Annotated in this window: 15 protein-coding genes and 1 tRNA gene; 5 read left to right on the forward strand and 11 right to left on the reverse strand. The window is 34.5% G+C overall.

Features of this window, described 5'->3' with window-relative positions:
• The first annotated feature begins 36 nt into the window (after window positions 1-36).
• Window positions 37-1,521: an amino acid permease gene (locus tag NTZ27_01680; protein ID MCX6173448.1), complete on the forward strand. Its 1,485-nt coding sequence runs from the start codon at window positions 37-39 to the stop codon at window positions 1,519-1,521.
• Here the strand turns inward: NTZ27_01680 and NTZ27_01685 are convergent.
• The 5 genes from NTZ27_01685 to NTZ27_01705 all read right to left on the reverse strand — a co-directional run bounded on the left by NTZ27_01685 (window position 1,518) and on the right by NTZ27_01705 (window position 5,484).
• A complete protein-coding gene (locus tag NTZ27_01685) occupies window positions 1,518-2,192 on the reverse strand; it encodes an energy transducer TonB (protein MCX6173449.1) in 675 nt (224 codons plus the stop codon). The two genes, NTZ27_01680 and NTZ27_01685, sit on opposite strands and share 4 nt — an antisense overlap.
• 26 nt (window positions 2,193-2,218) lie before the next feature.
• Window positions 2,219-2,635 carry a biopolymer transporter ExbD gene (locus NTZ27_01690; protein MCX6173450.1) on the reverse strand — a complete coding sequence of 139 codons (417 nt, stop codon included), beginning with the start codon at window positions 2,633-2,635 and terminating at the stop codon, window positions 2,219-2,221.
• A 3-nt stretch (window positions 2,636-2,638) separates the two neighbouring features.
• Window positions 2,639-3,292 (reverse strand): MotA/TolQ/ExbB proton channel family protein, encoded by a 654-nt coding sequence (locus tag NTZ27_01695; protein ID MCX6173451.1) that lies wholly within the window; start codon window positions 3,290-3,292, stop codon window positions 2,639-2,641.
• A 34-nt stretch (window positions 3,293-3,326) separates the two neighbouring features.
• Window positions 3,327-3,971 (reverse strand): DedA family protein, encoded by a 645-nt coding sequence (locus tag NTZ27_01700; GenBank protein MCX6173452.1) that lies wholly within the window; start codon window positions 3,969-3,971, stop codon window positions 3,327-3,329.
• A gap of 280 nt (window positions 3,972-4,251) precedes the next feature.
• A complete protein-coding gene (locus tag NTZ27_01705) occupies window positions 4,252-5,484 on the reverse strand; it encodes a GAF domain-containing sensor histidine kinase (protein MCX6173453.1) in 1,233 nt (410 codons plus the stop codon).
• Window positions 5,485-6,423: 939 nt separating this feature from the next.
• Between NTZ27_01705 and NTZ27_01710 the strand changes: the two genes are divergently transcribed.
• Window positions 6,424-9,840: a T9SS type A sorting domain-containing protein gene (locus NTZ27_01710; protein ID MCX6173454.1), complete on the forward strand. Its 3,417-nt coding sequence runs from the start codon at window positions 6,424-6,426 to the stop codon at window positions 9,838-9,840.
• Window positions 9,841-10,004: 164 nt separating this feature from the next.
• On the opposite strand, the gene NTZ27_01715 is transcribed toward NTZ27_01710, so the two are convergent.
• From NTZ27_01715 to NTZ27_01740, 6 genes are all read right to left on the reverse strand, one after another.
• Window positions 10,005-10,093: transfer RNA gene (locus tag NTZ27_01715), tRNA-Ser, on the reverse strand.
• A 92-nt stretch (window positions 10,094-10,185) separates the two neighbouring features.
• Window positions 10,186-11,064, reverse strand: a complete 879-nt coding sequence (locus NTZ27_01720; protein MCX6173455.1) for a metal ABC transporter permease — start codon at window positions 11,062-11,064, stop codon at window positions 10,186-10,188.
• Window positions 11,064-11,819, reverse strand: a complete 756-nt coding sequence (locus NTZ27_01725; protein ID MCX6173456.1) for a metal ABC transporter ATP-binding protein — start codon at window positions 11,817-11,819, stop codon at window positions 11,064-11,066. Before NTZ27_01725 ends, NTZ27_01720 begins: the two co-directional genes overlap by 1 nt.
• A 5-nt stretch (window positions 11,820-11,824) precedes the next feature.
• Window positions 11,825-12,700, reverse strand: a complete 876-nt coding sequence (locus NTZ27_01730) for a metal ABC transporter substrate-binding protein (GenBank protein MCX6173457.1) — start codon at window positions 12,698-12,700, stop codon at window positions 11,825-11,827.
• Window positions 12,701-12,714: 14 nt separating this feature from the next.
• Entirely contained in the window at window positions 12,715-13,884 is a 1,170-nt protein-coding gene (locus tag NTZ27_01735; GenBank protein MCX6173458.1) for a hypothetical protein, read from the reverse strand.
• A 49-nt stretch (window positions 13,885-13,933) separates the two neighbouring features.
• On the reverse strand, window positions 13,934-14,284 hold the full coding sequence (locus NTZ27_01740) for a hypothetical protein (GenBank protein MCX6173459.1): 351 nt from the start codon (window positions 14,282-14,284) through the stop codon (window positions 13,934-13,936).
• Window positions 14,285-14,438: 154 nt separating this feature from the next.
• Here NTZ27_01740 and acs point away from each other — a divergent pair, with 154 nt between their 5' ends.
• The 3 genes from acs to NTZ27_01755 all read left to right on the forward strand — a co-directional run bounded on the left by acs (window position 14,439) and on the right by NTZ27_01755 (window position 19,744).
• The gene (acs, locus tag NTZ27_01745) at window positions 14,439-16,331 is read left to right on the forward strand and encodes an acetate--CoA ligase (GenBank protein MCX6173460.1); all 1,893 of its coding nucleotides are present in this window, start codon (window positions 14,439-14,441) and stop codon (window positions 16,329-16,331) included.
• 198 nt (window positions 16,332-16,529) lie between these two features.
• Complete coding sequence (locus NTZ27_01750; GenBank protein MCX6173461.1) at window positions 16,530-18,779, forward strand: TonB-dependent receptor; 2,250 nt, start codon at window positions 16,530-16,532, stop codon at window positions 18,777-18,779.
• Window positions 18,776-19,744 carry a DUF4249 family protein gene (locus tag NTZ27_01755; GenBank protein MCX6173462.1) on the forward strand — a complete coding sequence of 323 codons (969 nt, stop codon included), beginning with the start codon at window positions 18,776-18,778 and terminating at the stop codon, window positions 19,742-19,744. Before NTZ27_01750 ends, NTZ27_01755 begins: the two co-directional genes overlap by 4 nt.
• Window positions 19,745-19,751 lie beyond the last annotated feature (7 nt).

Below are 19,751 nucleotides of genomic sequence, written 5' to 3' on the forward strand. Positions count from 1 at the left end.
ATAAAGTAAAGTCATTTTAAAAACGAGGGACTAAATATGGCAAACAGCCCAACCTCAGTTCATCAAGAATCATCACAAGGATTTAAACGGGAACTCGGTTTATTCGATTCCACTATGATCGTCATCGGCTCGATGATCGGCTCCGGAATTTTTATTGTCAGCGCCGATATTTCCAGAACAGTCGGCTCAAGCGGAATTTTATTATTGGTTTGGCTGATTACCGGAATAATTACACTTATCGGTGCATTAAGCTACGGAGAACTTGCTGCTATGATGCCCAAAGCCGGCGGTCAATATGTTTATCTCCGCGAAGCTTATAATCCGCTTGTTGGTTTTTTGTACGGATGGACTTTATTTCTTGTTATTCAAACCGGAACAATTGCCGCCGTTGCCGTTGCGTTCTCAAAATTCACTGCAGTAATTATTCCTTCTGTTAGCACAAAAAATATTCTTTTCTCTCTATTAGGATTAAAAATTTCCGCCGGACAAATTCTTGCGATCTGCTCGGTAATTATTCTTACATACATAAATATCCGCGGACTTCGTGAAGCAAAATTCGTTCAGGATATTTTTACAATTGCTAAAACACTTGCGCTCTTTGGTTTAATATTACTTGGGTTATTTATTGGTGCTAATGCACAAGCTATCAGCGCAAATTTTTCAAACATGTGGGATGCAAAATGGCTGCACATTTCAAATGGAAAAATTGATTGGGTGGAATCTCTTACCGGTTTTTCAATTGTTATAGCAATAGCAGTCTCAATGGTTGGTTCTCTTTTCTCCAGTGTAGCGTGGGAGAATATTACATTCACTGCCGGAGAAATAAAAGATCCTAAAAAAAATATTCCACGAAGTTTGTTCTTAGGAACCTTGGTTGTTACAGTTCTCTACGTACTTGCCAATGTGGCTTATCTTTGTGTCTTGCCATTAGTAGGTAATATTAATGGGAATGATGTAATGAGTTCGGGAATTCAGTTCGCTGCTGAAGACCGTGTTGGAACAGCCGCAGCAAATTTATTTTTTGGAGAACCTGCCGCTATAATTATGGCGCTCTTAATTATGGTCTCAACATTCGGATGTAACAATGGATTGATCCTTGCCGGTGCAAGAGTCTATTATGCAATGGCAAAAGATAATTTGTTTTTCAAATCCACCGGAACTTTAAACAAAAATTCCGTTCCGGCAAAAGCGTTGATCTTTCAAGGTGTGTGGGCAAGTTTACTTTGTCTCTCAGGTACTTATTCTCAGCTTCTTGATTACGTAGTTTTTGCTGTACTGTTATTTTATATTCTTACAATATTTGGGATATTTATTTTAAGAAAGAAACGACCAGATGCAGAGAGACCTTATAAAGCTTTCGGTTATCCGGTTCTCCCGATTCTATATATAATTCTTGCCGCAACAATTGCTGGAATTCTTTTAATAGAGAAACCAGATTATACCTGGCCAGGTTTAATTATTGTTTTGCTTGGTATTCCGGTTTATATCGGATGGAATTATTTCCAAAAGAAAAAATCTTAATAGAGTTTGAATGGAACTGGGATCTGTATCTGAACTTTCGCATATCGTCCTTTATCTTTCCCCGGTTTAAATCTTGAAGCTGATACTGCTCTAAGTGCAGCTTCATCACATCCTCCGCCAATACCTTTTGTTAGAAGAGTTTTTCTTACGGAGCCGTTCTCATCAACAAATGCAAGTACAAATACTGTTCCGGCAACACCATTTCTTTTTGCTTCAGCAGGATAAACAACCTGTGAAATAATTTTTTGCATTCCGCCAATTGGTTCAGGCATTTCATCAACAGCTACTAAATATATTTCTTCCACTTTTGGCTTTGGTGGAATAAGTAAACTGGGTGATATTCCGGATTTATTTTCAGTTCCTGTCCCATCTCCGGTGCCAGTACCTTTAGTTCCGCTATCATTTAATGGCGTGGATAGTTTTTCACTATTAACATTTATCTTCTTGGTATTAATAAATTCATCAGCGGACTTCTTTGGTAATTCTGCTTTTTCACTTTTATTAATAAATGAATTTCCTTCACCGCTAGAACCTGAGTCTAAATGGAATTCAATTAATTGATTTGATTTTCCCAGTGAATGAAGCGCAACAAAATAAAAAAACAGAATTAGCAGCGAATGTACAACAAATGAGATAATTGAAGAAAAGTATTTATACGGAATTTCATACATAAATCAATTTGTATTATTCATTTTCATTAAGGAGTTTCTGTCTCAACACGAGTTGTTGATATCAAAAGTTTCACAGCTCCGGCTTTTTTAAGTTCATCAAGTAACTTAATAAATGAACCGTGTCTTACATTTTTATCAGCTTTTATAATAACATCCTTTGTTCCTTTGCTCTCAAATTCATTCTTCACATTCCATCCCACATCCAGAAGTTGAATTACTTTGCCGTTGATTATTACTTCATTGTTTTCTGTTAAATAAACTTCTATACCTTTGCTGACATCAGTTGCAGAATTGGTTGACTGAGGCAATTTGACTTTATAGGAACCCATTATAAGGAACGGACTGGTTATCATAAAAATGATTAGCAGAACTAGAACAACATCTGTAAAAGGTGTAATATTAATTTCAGAAAATTCTTTCTCATCTATTTTATATCGTCTCATTTCTTATCCTTTAGAATTTTTCAAAGTGCGGATCAAATTTTGAATCGCTTCATCAAATAACGGTAAAGTAAGTTTTATTCTTTTTGTAAAATAATTGTAGAATAATACGGACGGAACCGCAACGAATAAACCCGCCGCTGTTGCTATCAAAGCTTCTGCAATTCCGCTCATTACATGAGCATAGTGTGAAGTATCAGTTGATGAGAGTGCACTGAATGATTTTATAATTCCTACAACGGTTCCGAACAAACCGATAAAAGGAGAGATGGCGCCTAATGTTGCAAGTACACCCAATCCTTTTTCTAGTTTTACAATTTCCTGATCAAGTTTGTTATATGCTGATTCAAAAAGTTCTTCTTTAGTAAGATGGGTATTGTGAAATATATATTTAAATACATTAGCTAATGGAAGGCTCAATTTAAAGTATAAAGAAGGGACTCTGTAAGTCTTGCATACAGATAGTGCTCCTTTTAAATCCCTTTCTTTTAACAAATCAGTAATTATATCTGAAAAATCGGTTACATATTTCTCCTTTAAGCAATTGAACTGGATAAATTTCTCGATAATAACTTTTATAGAGAGTATAGAACAAACTAAAAGTATGAAAATAGTAAAACCGCCTTGCATTAATAATCCAAGTAAATTCTGGTCAAACATAATTCTCTCCTAAGGGAAAATATTATAAGATTAATTATTTATTAATATTTTTTTGTCGATGCTTTATAAATTCAATGAGTGCTGGTAATGTCGAAATTATTATTATTGCTATAATAACAATTGAAAAATTATTTCTTATAACTGGAATATTACCGAAGAAAAATCCTCCATAAACAAATAATCCACACCAAAGAACTCCACCGGCAATATTAAAAAGAATAAACTTTGAATATGTCATATCTCCAATTCCGGCAACGAAAGGTGCAAACGACCGTACTATAGGAACAAATCGTGCTATGATAATTGTTTTGCCGCCATACTTTTCAAAAAATTGATGAGTACGATCAAGATATTCTTTCTTCAAGTAGCGTGAATTTTTTGCAAACAATTTTGGCCCGATATAATGACCGATCCAATAATTAACTGTATCACCAATAATAGCAGCAATAGAAAACAGAAAGAATAAATAATGAACATTTAATGATCCTAATACTGCAAAAGTTCCGGCTGCGAATAAAAGCGAATCACCGGGAAGAAAAGGAACAAATACAAATCCAGTTTCGGCAAAAATAACCAGAAATAATATTCCATAAGTTAAAGTACCATACTGGTTAATTATTTCATTTAAATATTTATCTAAATGAAGAAATAGATCAATTAAATATTGCAGAAATTCCATAACAGGCTACAGTTTTGAATTGTTAACAAAATTATAATTTCAACTTCTTAATACAAAAGTAAATAATTAATAACGGATTCCGAAAAGAAAAGAGATTAGAGAAATAAAAGTGGTCTGTGTGCAATAGCAAATAAGTCGAACCGTTTAAAAGTGTTTAATCCAAAAGATGGGACAAAATAACATAAATGGATTCCCTTAATTATACGACTTTTCATCAAATAGCAATGAAAGATTTATTGATCTATAAAATCTTGAATTGAAAATGGAGCTCAAGGGATTTTTAATTGAACAGAATATTAAATACCGAACCGATATTTTTTTCACTTTTCACTAACATGGTTAAATTATTTAAATCCGCATATTTTTTTATCAAAGCTAATGCTAGCCCGTTACCTTCATATCTTCTTGTATAACCGGTTTGTTCTTGTGTAAATGGTTCAAAAATATGATTTAAATAATCAGAAGAAATTCCAATTCCAGTATCAGTAATGCTAACACAAAGTTTTCCGTTCTCATCTAAAAATTGTCTTACTTGAATACTGCCTTGCTCTGTAAATTTAACGGCGTTTTCAATTATCTCGGCAAATATCTGATGAATCATAAACTTATCACGAATGATTTGATTGAGATCAGTTGTTTTTTCAAAATGTATATCAACATTTTTCTTATGTGAAATATTTCGAAAATGTTCTAAAATAGGAAGCAGTATATCTTTTTCAAGTTGGATGATCTCATTATTCAGTTCATAATCACCGGAATTTATTTTTGACATTTCAATAATACCTTCGATCGTTCTTATTATTCTTTGACTGCCTCTTTCTAACATTTCCAATAGATCATTCATCTCATCAGCGTCAAGATTGGTGGAGTTCATTTTCAATAATTGAGATCCGCTTAAAATAATATTTAAAGGAGTTCTGATTTCATGGGACATCTGTGCAAGAAAATGCGTTTTGAGAAGTGCGGTTTTCTCAGCTTCAATTTTAAGTAATTTCAATTCTTCATTAATAGAAATTTGTTTCTGAAGCATAAGAGCATTATTAATAGCAATAGCTGAGTGAATTGAAAGTGCAATTAAAAATTTTTCATCTCGTTCGCTAAATTCTCCATTCTTGTTGTTTAATAATTGTAAGACTCCAATGATTTCATCCCTATTATTTTTAATAGGGAAACAGATCATATCTTTTGTATCGTAACCTATTATCGAATCGAATTCCGGTTTGAATCTTGGATCAGATCTAACATTTTTAATATTAATCGTTTCACCTGTTTGAGCACAATAACCGGCAAGACCTTCGCCAATCTTTAAACGAATTTCATAAGTTCCGGTGCCCATTGCTATCATTGACCATATTTCATTTTTGTTTTTATCAACAAGATATAATGTTCCCCTGTCGGCATTGGTAAGATCAACTGCAACATTTACAATATTTTTTAGGACTTCTAGAAGTTCTATGTTGGAATTAACAAGTTCGGCAGCTTTAATTATTTTTTGAAGCTCATAACTATCCATGTTTACTGCTTATGAATTGATTATTAGAACCGGAGATAAGTTAAAAGATTGTTTTTAGAATTCCAATAAATATTTTTTTGAAAAAAATGAACTGAAATAAAAAAATCTTGCAAGGCAAGGTTTTTTTAACGGAGAGAGAGATTCGAACTCTCGGTAGCAGTTTCCCCTTACAGCGGTTTAGCACCCGGCAACTACCGGGTCAGCCACTCCATAAAATAAAAAAAATCTCAAGTGATTTAGAACTCTAAGAGCGGAGAGAGAGATTCTTCGAACTAGGGGGAAAGTGTGCGTTTTTACTTCATAATGTGGCTTTTTTAAAAGTGATGTCCTAAAAGTGTCCCAACTTTTTTTGATGATTTTATAGATAAAGAGAAACCAGAAATTTCTTTAAGGATTCTTCGGAAAATCATGGATCTATTTTCCCTTTGTGAAAAATTTATCCGGGACTGAAAAATTTTAATGCTATTCCTTCATTACATTTTTGCAGAGTTATTGATTACTAATTAATTATAGTATTACATGGAGTTTTAGACATGATAGAAGATTTTTTCGAAATATGGATCGGGTCTTTGATCGTATAGATTTGCAAAGTGCAAAAGGGTGATACATCGGTCATCCTTTCAATATTGCGATTTTTTTGTGAATGGAGTTTTGGATATTGAATATCAGAAGTACTTCTTGACATTAATAGTTAAAATCACTAACTATACAAAGTTATTCCCATATTAATTCCAGCCGCTATCAAAGAGAAATCTTTTAAGATTTATTTTCCCAAATGAAGATTTGTATTTGATATAGATTCTTCCTTTTCTCCTCAAAAAACTTATTCCAATCTAGATCTAATAAAAATAATATGTTGTATCTATTCTTGCATATTTAAATAGTAAAACGAAATTGAGTTGACTTTACTATTAACAGATTAAGGGAAGGAATAAACCCATGAAATCTTATCATGTATTTATGAACAAAATTATAACGGTAATGATCATATCATTTCTTCTTTTCTCAGGATCATTACTAGCACAGATGACACCTCCTGGTAATGCACTCCAATTTGACGGAAGAGATGATTATGTAAATACCACTCTTTGGGCTAACGGTGGAACCTTCCCAAATACGATTTGGACAATTGAGTGTTGGGTAAAAGGAACACACGACCCCGAGAGCTCAAAAATGGATGGACCCATTTATGGAGACCAGTCATTCGCAATACTCTGGGACTATCAACCAAGTGAATTCAGAGGAACCGCATCAGTCTGCACTCGGTCAGGGAGTTATAGTTTTGCATCCTTTGGACCTCTCGTGGGTGGAGTCTGGTACCATCTATCGGCAACATATGATAGATATAACTTAAGAGCATATAAAAATGGTGTCTTAGTTACTACAACATATGCACCTGGGGCTGCACCATATTACGCTGGTTATCCAGTATCAATTGGTAGCCATCCCTTACCTAGCAATGGTCACTTCCAAGGATTTGTTGATGAAGTTCGTATCTGGAATGTTGTTCGCACCGAAGATGAAATTCGTTCTAATATGAATAATGTTGTGAGTTCTTTATCGCCTGGACTTTTAGCATACTACAACTTCGATCAAACAAGAGGAGAAACTTTACCAAATTTAGTTTCAAGCAATTATACCGGTACATTGAGCAACGGGCCTATGTGGACCGAGAGCTATGCAATGGTTGTACCCGTCGCCAAACCTGCAACTGACGTAATGAAACATTCTTTTACTGCAAACTGGAATGCGCCGGCAATTGGAACTGTTGAAAAATATTTCATAGATGTTTCTACAGATCCTAATTTCAATTCTTTTTTCCCGGGGTACAGTAATAAAGATGTTGGAAATACGCTTAGTTATAATATATCTGTGGTGAATTATGGCACTTACTATTATTACCGGGTTCGGGCTTATAAAGCTTCTGTTGGATATGGAAATTATTCTGCCGCGATTACTGTAGTTACTCTTCCGAACACACTTCCGATTGCAAATGCTGGTCCTGATCAGACTATTGATTGCGCTCCGATCTACGGTGCTACTTATGTTACCTTAGACGGAAGCCGTTCATACGATCCAGATCATGATCCGATCGCTAATTACGAATGGAAGGATTATACAGGAAGAATAATTGATACCGGAGTTAATCCTCAGATTTATTTTCCCAGCGGAGTACATTCAATTTTTTTAACCGTGAAAGATGCGGAAGGGTGGCCAGGAGTAGCTGATGAAGTTATTATTACTATAAATTCCGATCGCACTCCTCCGGTGCCTAACGTTCCTCAAGTTCCTGATATTGTTGGAGAATGCAGTGTAACACTTGTTTCACCAATGGCAAGAGATAATTGTTCAGGAACAATTATTGGAACAACAACTCAACCGCTCTCTTATACTGTGCAAGGAACTTATACTGTAACTTGGAGCTATGCTGATGCAAATGGCAACACCACTCAACAAATTCAAAAAGCAATTGTAAAAGATATAACTCCGCCAGTATTGACTGCGCCGAGTGCATTAACAACTTACAGAAATTCTATAGATGGTTATACAGGATCGATAGGCAGAGCATCGGCAATTGATAACTGTAGTGCAGCACCTGTGATTGCATGTGACGCGCCGCAGCTTTTTCCACTTGGAGTTACAAAGGTAACTTGGAGAGCAGTAGATGATGTTGGAAATATTTCAAGTGCAGAACAATTAGTTACAGTTGTTAACAGAGAACCGGTTGCAAATGCTGGAGTAGATCGACAATTTAATTGCATTTCAACTCCACAAATAAGCGTTACATTAAATGGCAGTGCATCGAGCGATGCTGATAGTGATCAACTTATATATACATGGACTGAAAATGGAAATTCCATTGCTGGAGGAGTTACTCCTTCAATTAATTTAGGAGACGGCACTCATTCAATTCTACTTACAGTGAATGATGGCAATGGTGGAATTGCTAACGATGAAGTTCTTGTAATTGTCAATTTAGATAAACAAGCTCCAGTTATTACTCTTCCTCCAGATGTTATTGTGGAAACAAATATTTCTGGTGGATATATTGGAAATACTGGAACAGCTACTGCAATAGATATTTGTGATGGGCAAGTTTCTGTGACAAGTAATGCACCTCAAACTTTTCCAATTGGAATAACAAAAGTAACTTGGACGGCAAAAGATGCCGCTGGAAATATTGCAAACGCAATTCAACAAGTTACAGTTACAACCCATCCTCCATTTGCAAATGCAGGCAACGATCAAAAATTTGATTGCGCTCCAAAGAATGGCGTAACAGTTCAGCTTGACGGCAGCGCTTCAAGCGATCCGGATAACGATCCATTAACTTTTGTTTGGTTGGAAAGTGGAAATACAATTGCATCTGGAGTTAAACCGCAAATAAATATATTCGGTGGTGTTCATACAATTAAATTAACTGTGAATGATGGTTTTGGTGGAATTGCTGTTGATGAAGTTATTGTAACAGTAAATGTGGATAATGAAGCTCCGAAAATAATAGCGCCAAATGCGATAACAAAAATTGCAAATATAGCTGGAGGATATTCTGGTTCTATTGGAACAGCGACTGCGATAGATAATTGTGATGGCTCTCCAGTAATCTCAAATAATACACCACAAATACTTCCACTTGATATTACAAAAGTTGTATGGACTGCAACTGATGCAAATGGTAATTCAAGTAAAGCAGAACAACTTGTAACAGTTGAAGCCATACCGGTTATAGTTGATGTAAAACCGGGTGAAGGTGATGCGCCTATTAATCTAAAAAGTAAAGGTAAAATTCCAGTAGCTATAATTACGGGTGGAGGATTTGATGCTGCAAATGTAGACAAGGCAACAGTAAAATTTGGGCCGAACAAAACTCCTGTATTGATGGGGAATTTGGAAGATGTAGATAAAGATGGTGATCTAGATTTAATGCTGCATTTTGATAATGAATCAACCGGTATTATTAAAACTGATACAAAAGTTGAACTGATAGGCAAAACAAAAACCGGAGTTGATTTAAAAGGTAGTGATAATATTAAGATAGTAGGAAACTTGAAAAAAGAAAGAGCCGAAAGTGAAATTGATGAATTATTGCCAACCGAATATATGCTTTCACAGAATTATCCTAATCCTTTTAATCCAGTGACAGTGATAAAATATCAATTACCGGAAGCTGGATATGTTTCTTTAAAAGTCTATGATGTGCTTGGACGAGAAGTAGCAACTCTCGTTAATGAATATCAGCAGCCGGGTAATTTTGTAAAGATCTTTAATGGAAAATCTCTACCGAGTGGAATTTATTTCTATAGAATACAAACAGAACAATTTACCCAAACAAGAAAATTAATTTTAATGAAGTAAGTTTACATATGTAAATAGGGAGTAACCTCTTTTGGTTATTCCCTATTTATTATTTGATTAGGAAGAAAGAAAGTTACCTCTGTACGTTATATTCCAAGTCGTTGTATGCAACTCAAGTCACTATTTAAAATAAAAAAGTTCTCAAGTCATTGAGAACTTTCTTGCGGAGAGAGAGAGATTCGAACTCTCGGTAGCAGTTTCCCACTACGACGGTTTAGCAAACCGTTGGTTTCAGCCACTCACCCATCTCTCCGTGCTGAAATTTTTTCAGTAAATTTTCGATGCAAATATAATACTTAACCCTGAATTATGTAGGGAAAAATTATTTATAAATCCGGACTTGTATTATCCTCTTAACTTCTTTATTAAAAATACTATCAAGAATAAAATGAAAGCAGTTACAACAGCAGTAGGACCGCTTGAAAAATCAAATTTGAATGCAAAGTAAATTGAAATCGGCGGAACAATAGCTCCTACCAAAACTGCAATTAGAAAAACATTTTTAACTTTTTTCGAAAGCAATATCCCGATGGAAGAAGGGATTATCAAATAAGCAAATGCAAAAACATCACCCACGAAACGAGTTGTAAGAGAAATACCAGTTCCAACTACTATATAAAAAATAAGCAGCCATGTTTTGGAATTAATACCGTGTGCACTTGCTGACTCAGCATCAAAAGTAACAAACTGTAATTGTTTTCGAAAAATAGCAAATACAGAAAATGTAAAAATTAATATCATAGCAAGAATAAAAAATTCCTTTTGACTTATGAATAAAATATCGCCTTTAAGAATTGTTTCCACTTCCGCAATATCTGCAATTGGACTTTTTTGAATAAACATTATTCTTGCGGCGATTGCTACAACGAAAATAATTCCGAGAATTCCATCTTGAGTTAAATATTTTTGGTGGTGTGTTTGTGAAAAAACTATCACTGTCGAAATAGCAAATAACAATGAATAGAATATCGGTTCAAAATTATTGAGGAAATCATTTCCTTGAACTGTTATGCCCAATATGTTCGCAATGAAAGTTTCGATGTGAATAACGTGCAAGAATGAAAAAGCAACTCCTGCAATTGCGACTTGGGTTAATACGGCACCAAGGAATACCACTCTTTGTGATACGATAAATATTCCGAGAAAGCTGCAGATAATTCCTGCCAAGATACTTCCTAAAATTGCATAAGGAAATAATTCAATTAGTTGATGTATTGTTTCCATTAATTTTTCTTTAAATGTTTTGGTGTAATAATATATTCGCCGTCAATCTGTGATACGTGAAAGTCCGAAGAATAAGTGTTGCGCAAATTTGTCTCGGAAAGTATTTCTTCGATATTGCCGAATTGAAAGTAATTTTGATCTATTAGAATAATTTTCTTGACGATGTTTGCTACATCAGTTAAGAGATGGCTTACGAGAAAGATCGTTAATTTTTTTTCGTTGTGAAGTCTTGTAATCAAATCTAAAAGGGAATAATGCGAAGGTGTATCCATTCCGTTGGTTGGTTCATCAAGAATTAATACAGTCGGTTCAACTGCTAACGCACGGGCAATTAATGTACGCTGTCTCTGTCCGCCGGAGAGCGAATTGTAATTTTTATCTTTCAATTCACTCATCCCGATATACGCAAGACTTTCTTCTACAATTCTTTTGTCTTCAGCACTTATTTTCTTAAACGGACCGGATAGAGAATATCTTCCCATCATAACAACATCGAAAACAGTATAAGGAAGAAGAGGTTGTACAGTATCGCGCTGAGGTACATAACCAAATCGAATCTGATCTTTATATAGATTACCGCTGATAAGTTTGATATTTCCTAAAAGAGATTTTAGCAGTGTTGTTTTCCCGGCACCGTTCGGTCCAACAATTCCTACAAAATCATTTTCGACTATTGAAAGATTAATACCTGATGCAATAACAGTTTTACCGTAACCGATAGATGCATCAGTAAATTTTATTATTTCCTTATTCATAATCATTAACTGTTTTGAATGATTTGATTTATTATGTTATCCATCATATCAAAGTATGAGTTCACACCTTTTGATCCATAGATCGCAGTCGCAACTTTTACAACCTTAACTCCGGTTAACTGAGAAAGTTGATTCGGTGCGGAGTCGCTGTAGAAATTTTCCATCACAATTGTTTTGATTCCTTTACTCCTAATTATTTGTACTAACTCAGCATTGTGAGAAGGTGATGGTGCTATACCTGGTTTAGGTTCAACAAATCCAGCGGCTTTTATGCCAAATCTTTCTGTAAAATAAATCCAACTTGCATGAAAAAATAATAAAGATTTCCCTTTTACTTTTTGCATAGTGTTCGTCCACTCTTGCATTTTTTTATCTAGTCTGGAATTAAATTCATCTAAGTTCTTTTTAAAGTAAGCTTCGTCTTGATGAGATTCACTTGCAAGAGTTTCATAAATTTCTTTAGCCATTACTTTTGCATTTTCCGGGTCAAGCCAATAATGTGGATTCCCAAAAGGGTGAACATCTCCATAACTTGCATCCGGTTTATAATTTGGGACTTCTTTTTTATCTATATCTGTTGCGAGATCAATAACTTTCAAATTATTGTTTCGCGATCCATCAATAAGCTGATTAGACCACATTTCTAATCCCATTCCGATTCTAAAAAAAATATCTGCGTTGCGGAGTTTCAACATGTAACTTGGTAAAACTTCTACAAAGTGCGGATCTTGATCACCGCGTGCGATGAAATCAACAGTAACTTTATCTTTACCGATTTCTTTAACTAAATCATAAATAACAGTTGTAGATGCTACAACTTTTATATTTGCAAAATTTGTGCTGACGATTGCTATGAGTAATATTAAAATTATCTTTTTCATTTTATCCTCTTAACTTAAAATGGATGAGCTTTATGCGGCCCAAGTGAAAATAAAAATTGCAATTTAATTGTTGTTTCTGACGGACGGTTTGTACCATTGCCATAATTATAAAATAGATTCTGCAAACCTAAACGCACTACTGATGTTTCTTCAACCGGGTAATATGCAAACCAAGTTTCAATTCCTTGTGTGGAATTTTTATCATCATTACTTAACGAATAAAATGTTGGTAAGTCTCCTAAGATGCCTGCTGTGTAATCATACTTAACTCCAAAACTAAATTGTTTTTGGAATTTATAATCTGCATAGATAAAAAAGCCTGAGTTCGTTATTGTTTGTGTGGAAGCTTTGGTGAAATCAATTCCAATATTATCTATACGCGGTACACTGCGGTGATTTAAAATTCCTTCACCTTGCAAAGTTAGAACAGTGTATGCGTCGGGCGAATACTTAAACTTAAAATCGAGACCGCCATAAAGATAATTGAATGTTTCTATGTCTGTTAAATTTCTTGGGATACTAAAAAGGATTAAATTTCCTTTTGAATAAGCTCCGTACGAACCGCTCAATCCGACCTCAAGATTTGTGTAATCATCAAGTGACCAAAATGTACTAAGTCTTCCTACAAAAATTGGATTGATACCGCGATCTACAGCACTGCTATCCTTTTGCGGGATCATTGATCTTCCTTTAAATATTCCAAGATCAAGATTTGTAAAAACATCACCCGTTGGCAAAAGAAAATTGAAACTAATTCCTACATCATTGAAGCCGCCGTCACCAAAAAATACCTGATGATATAACGGTCGTTCTAAAAACGGCCAAGCATGGGGGTGTACCGTATTCAACTTTCCAAAACCGACTAAAAATTTACCGGCTTTGATCTGCATATCAAAAGGAAGACCTCGTAAAATGTTTCCATAAAGTTCTTCCACACTAAAAGTATTTTGTTCGTATGAAATATTTGCTGCTGCCCGTGAATATGGATTTAAATATCCCTCAACAAATAATTCCATTTCGGGATCGTTAAAATTTAATTTGCCGTATCCCGGTGAACCTTTTATGAAATTGGTAAATGTATTGAACGTCCCTATTAAACTAATATCCGGGTTTATACTTGATTGTGCGTATATGCTTCCGGTTACAACAAAAAATAACAATAGTGCAAATAATAATTTCTTCATAATAATTCCATTATTTATAAATAAAAATATTAATTAATACGGAATTGGATTATGAAAGCGGTGGTGCCCTTAAATCGAAATTGTAGAAATATTTGGTGAGATAAAGATTTGTATAATTTTTTTGTTGGATGGAAGATACTTCCGGTATTTCAACAGATAAATCAATTGTAGGTGTGTAAATAAATTTGTCTGTAGTAAAATAATAAAGCCGGCATTTGGAATTTTCATCAAGGAAAGGATCTGCCTGTTTGTTGGAAGATTTTGATTCTTCTAAACGGTAGGAATTTCCATTTTGAAGATTGATCTTATGCGTATGAAAAGCGGCAAAAACTAAAAAGAAAGAATAGAAGATGAGAAAGGAGGTTGCTATTCTATTTATAAATATTTTTTTACGTTTCATCAATTATTTTTATTTCTCACTTATGAAGATATAAAATAGAGTTCAAATAAAAAATACATTCTAACTTCTTATTGATTTTCTTACCATCCAAACGTAACTTCGTTCCCAAAGTAACAATTAAATAATTCTAATTTCTTTCTAGCCTGGAGTCTATATGTCTAACAAAAAATTATCCGGAGAAGTTTACTTTCCATCAGAAAAAGTTATCGAGCAAGCTCATATTAAGGATAGGGATGATTTAGATAATAGGGCTAAAAAAGATTATTCCGGATTCTGGGGTGAAATTGCTAATGAACTTCACTGGTTTCAAAAGTGGGATAAAGTGATTGATGATTCAAACAAGCCATTTTACAAATGGTTTACAGGTGCAAAAACAAATATTGTTTACAACTGTTTGGATGTTCATATAAAAACATTTCGTAGAAATAAACTTGCACTTATTTGGGAAGGCGAAAATGGAGAAAGTAAAACGATGTCTTACTTTGCTCTTCACCGTGAGACATGCAAGTTTGCAAATGTATTAAAAAGTATGGGAGTTCAGAAAGGTGATAGAGTTACAATTTATATGGGACGAACACCTGAGATTATTATTGCGATGCTCGCTTGTGCAAGAATCGGCGCTGTTCATTCAGTTGTGTATGGCGGTTTCTCAGTTGAATCCCTTGCAGAAAGAATTGAAGATAGTAATTCAAAAGTGTTGATTGTTTCAGACGGCGCTTATCAACGCGGAAAAATTGTTCCCTTAAAACAAATTGCAGATGAAGCTCTTCAGCGCTGCGGGACTATTGAACATTGTTTAGTTGTTAAGCGTACCGGACAAGAAATTAATATGGAACAAGGTAGAGATATGTGGTATCACGAATTGATGAATCTTCCGATTGCAACAAAAAATAACAATCTGGAAATAGTAGATTCTGAAGACCCGCTTTTTATTTTATATACATCCGGCACAACCGGAAAACCGAAAGCAATTCTTCATACTCATGGCGGATTTATGGTCGGCACATACGCTACTCTAAAATATGTTTTTGATATTCATGAAGAAGACCGTTACTGGTGTGCCGCCGATCCCGGATGGATTACCGGGCACAGCTACATTGTGTATGCACCTCTTCTTAATGGAACAACTTCTTTTTTGTATGAAGGCGCTCCAAATTTTCCGTATCCAAATCGTTGGTGGGCAATGATCGAGAAGTACGGAATTAATATTCTTTACACTGCGCCAACTGCAATTCGTGGATTAATGCGGTTTGGGGAATCGTGGGTAAACCGGCATGATCTTTCTTCTTTGCGTTTGCTTGGTTCCGTTGGCGAACCAATTAATCCTGAAGCTTGGAAATGGTATTACCGTGTTGTAGGAAAAGAAAAATGTCCGATCATGGATACATGGTGGCAAACGGAAACCGGAATGTTCATGATTACTCCGATGCCAAGTGATCCGCTGAAACCGGGTTCAGGTACAAAACCATTTCCTGGAATTGAAATGGATATTGTAGATGAATCTGGAAAATCTGTTAAGGCAAATGAAGAAGGTTTTTTAGTTATCAAAACTCCCTGGCCTGCAATGATAAGGACTGTTTACAGAGATGACGAACGTTATGTGAGTCAGTACTGGAGTAAATATCCCGGAGTTTATTTAACCGGTGACAGCGCACGCAGAGATGAAGACGGATATTTCTGGATTATCGGCAGAGTTGATGATGTTATAAAAGTTTCCGGTTACCGTTTGGGTACTGCAGAAATTGAAAGTGCATTAGTAAGTCATCATAGCGTTGCGGAAGCTGCTGCTATTGGTCTTCCTCATGAATTAAAAGGGAATGCAATTTATACTTATGTTATTCTGAAATCGGGAATAGAAAAGAGTCAACAACTTATAGAAGAACTTCGTCAACATGTTAGTCATGAAGTTGGGCCGATAGCGAAACCGGAACATATTGAGTTTGTGGATTCACTTCCGAAAACTCGCAGCGGAAAAATTATGAGACGTGTGCTCAAAGCAAGAGCTCTTGGACAAGATCCGGGAAATATCTCAACGTTGGAAGAATAACCGCGTAGTATAAATTTAGATAGAGAAGAAATACTGCTTTAATTAAAGTTAAATAATGTTAAAAATAAATTTCGTTACTACTTTTATCCTCTTATAAACAGTATATACTTTTTTTGGACTGGAAATTATCCAATAAAGGCTTATCTTTCTTTCTAAAGTTTATACTAATTCAGCTCTAGTCATTAATATTAACATTTAATGAGAAAGGTTTTTTATTCACATCTGATTCAGCTTTTACTTTTCTTTCTGTTATTGCTTCCGATAAAAAATTTATTAGCACAAGAAACCGGAACTCTACGCGGATTAGTTGTAGATTCCACTACTTCCGAAGCCCTCGCATTTTCCAGCGCATACATTAGAGAATTAAAAATCGGTGCCAACACAGATGCACGTGGTTATTTCTTAATTACATCCGTTCCGGCAAATCAAAATTTAACTTTAGTTGTTTCTTACGTAGGATATAAAACTAAAAGTTTAAAAATTAGAATTTCGGAAGGAAAACTAACACACTATAATATTTCCTTGTCTCCCACTCAGATTGAATTGCAAACCATTGAAACAATAGACAAACGCAATGTGGAAAAAAATGAAACAAATATAAGTTTACAAAGAATTGCCATACGTGATCTCGAAGCATTACCAAAAGGTGTTGAGACAGATGTTTTTCGATCAATAAAATATTTACCAGGCATTCAATCAACAGGTGACGTGTCAGCACAATATTATGTACGAGGTGGTGCAAGTAATCAGAATCTTGTTATGATAGATGGGATAACTGTTTACAATCCTTTTCATGCGCTAGGTTTATTCAGTGTTATAGATCCAGATATGATCAACAATATTGAATTTTATAAAGGGGGATTCAGTGCTGAGTACGGAGGAAGGCTTTCGTCTGTAATGAAAATTGTGACTAATGATGGTAATAAAAATACTTATGGTGCTAAAGCAACTGCAAGTTTACTTTCTGGTAAATTACTTCTTGAGGGGCCAATTCCTTACGGTTCATTTATTATAACAGGTAGAAAAAGTTATTCAAATGATATCATAAAAAAATTTATGAATAATCAAACTATTCCGATTGATTTTTATGATCTCTCATTCAAATTGAATTATTCCAATCCTGAATTTATTTTAGGAAGTAAATTTTCAGTAAATGGATTTTCAAGTGCTGATAATATAATACACAATGATCCTCGTATTGAAGATTATAAATGGTCAAACAACATTTTTGGATTCAAATGGTTTCAACTTAGCGATAGCCCACTTTTTTTTGAGGTTGGTGTTTCAGTAAGCAGTTTCAAAGGCGAAGTACTTCCTAAACTTAGCGATGCACGGTCAACAAAAAATGCTGTTAATGATATAGGCATGCAAATGGATTTTACATACATGTTTGATTCTAAAGATGAGATTGATGCAGGCTTTCATATAAAACAAATCCAAACTGATTTATTTCTTGAAAACTCAACTAATATTCCGGTTAATTTGGGCTCTTCAGCAGCCAACATTATTTTTTATTCTAAATATAAATTAATGCGATGGGATTTCTTTGGTCTCGATGCGGGAATTAGGATTAATCTTACCTCACTATCACGCAATCCCAATGCAAACATAGTTGAACCAAGACTAAATTTTACTTTGCGTCTGTTGTCTCAGGTATCTTTAAAAGGGGCAGTCGGAATATATCAACAGGAAATAACAACAATTAGCGATGAGAATGAAATCATTAACATTTTTGAACCTTGGATAATTACACCTCCGTATTTAACACCATCAAGAGCTATACATTATATACTTGGTCTCGAAGCAGAACCACTTAATAATTTTAGTCTTACAGTGGAAGGATATTATAAGTATATAAATAATCTTCCGTTATTAAATGAAAATAAAGTACTTTGGTCTGATCCGGATTTTGTAGCAGGTAATGGAGAATCATACGGTTTAGAAGTATTTACAAAAATTAATCCTGATCCAATAAATTTTACGATTTCTTATACATATGCACATGCTTATAAGGAACTGGATGGATTACGTTATTACCCGCGATATGATATTCGTCATTCTTTAAACGTAGCACTAGAGTTCAATTTGGGTGATGGTTGGAGATCGAGCGCAGTATGGATGTATAATTCAGGATTACCTTTTACTCAAATCCTTGGGTATTATGATAAATATTACCTCAGTAATATTTTTGCAGCCTGGAATCGGTACGATCCACGACAGCCATTTACTATTCTTGGGATTCAGAATCTTGGTAGATTGCCTGATTATCATCGCCTCGATTTAACATTATCAAAGAAATTTAAAATAAACCCTTTGACAGTGACCATAGATTTGAGCGTAATAAACGTTTACAACAGAGAAAATATATTTTACTTTAAACGCGATACAGGAGAAAGAGTAAACATGTTACCATTTCTTCCTTCTGCGACAGTTAGAGTTGAATTATGAAGAAATGCTTTTTTACAATTGTCATGATAATCACTTCGGTCCTATTTTTTTCTTGTGAAGAAAATTTAAATCCTTATGGTGATTTCAAGGAAAAATATGTTCTAAACTTTATCATACGGGGAGATACAACTTTCCAAACAGCTACGTTAAGTAAAGATTATGTAGTTTATAATGCGGATCCATACTCCAATACCGATGACCATTCGGTGAAAGGAGCAATTGTTAGAATTTGGCAAAAAGATCAAGTACATTTTCTCCGCGATACAACCATTCAGAGACCTGGACCGACAAACTATCAAACGCCTTATTCTGTTTATTATATTAATAATTTTCAACCTGAAGAGAATTCAAAAATTGATATTGAAGCGTTGCTTCCAAATGGAAAAAGATTAACGTCTTCATCAACAGTACCAAGCAAGGTAAATTTTAATTATACACTTACCGATACGATTATACCAATGCCCGGTAAGAAAATAGTTAGTACATTTTGGGCAACTGATAAACAAAATGAAGTTACATTACCAAGATTAATGATCCTATATTATACTTATTCCACAGGAGTAAAAAAATTAAATAAATTTATTATTCCTCTTAGCTATTTGAATATAGATAATAATCTAGTACCTAATTATCCCACACCTTCGTTGATGCAAGGATATACTGTTGATCTTGCAACCGTAAACAAATCCATGGAGTTGCTTTCGGCAGGAGACCCAAACAAAAGTGGTTATGAAATATTAGTTGCGATTATAGAAGTGTATTCGTTCGATACAAATCTTAGTCTTTATTATAATTCAACTGCTAGAAGTGGGGATGTTTATTCAATTAAATTAGATGAAACCGATTATTCCAACATTAATGGCGGTTTTGGCATTTTTGGAATTTATATGAAGAGCCAATGGGCAATTAGATTTTCAAACGACTTTATTAAATCATTCGGATATACACCTGCTTTTAACAATTAGTTCAATG

It is taken from the genome of Ignavibacteriales bacterium (assembly GCA_026390775.1).
GTDB lineage: Bacteria > Bacteroidota > Ignavibacteria > Ignavibacteriales > Melioribacteraceae > Fen-1258.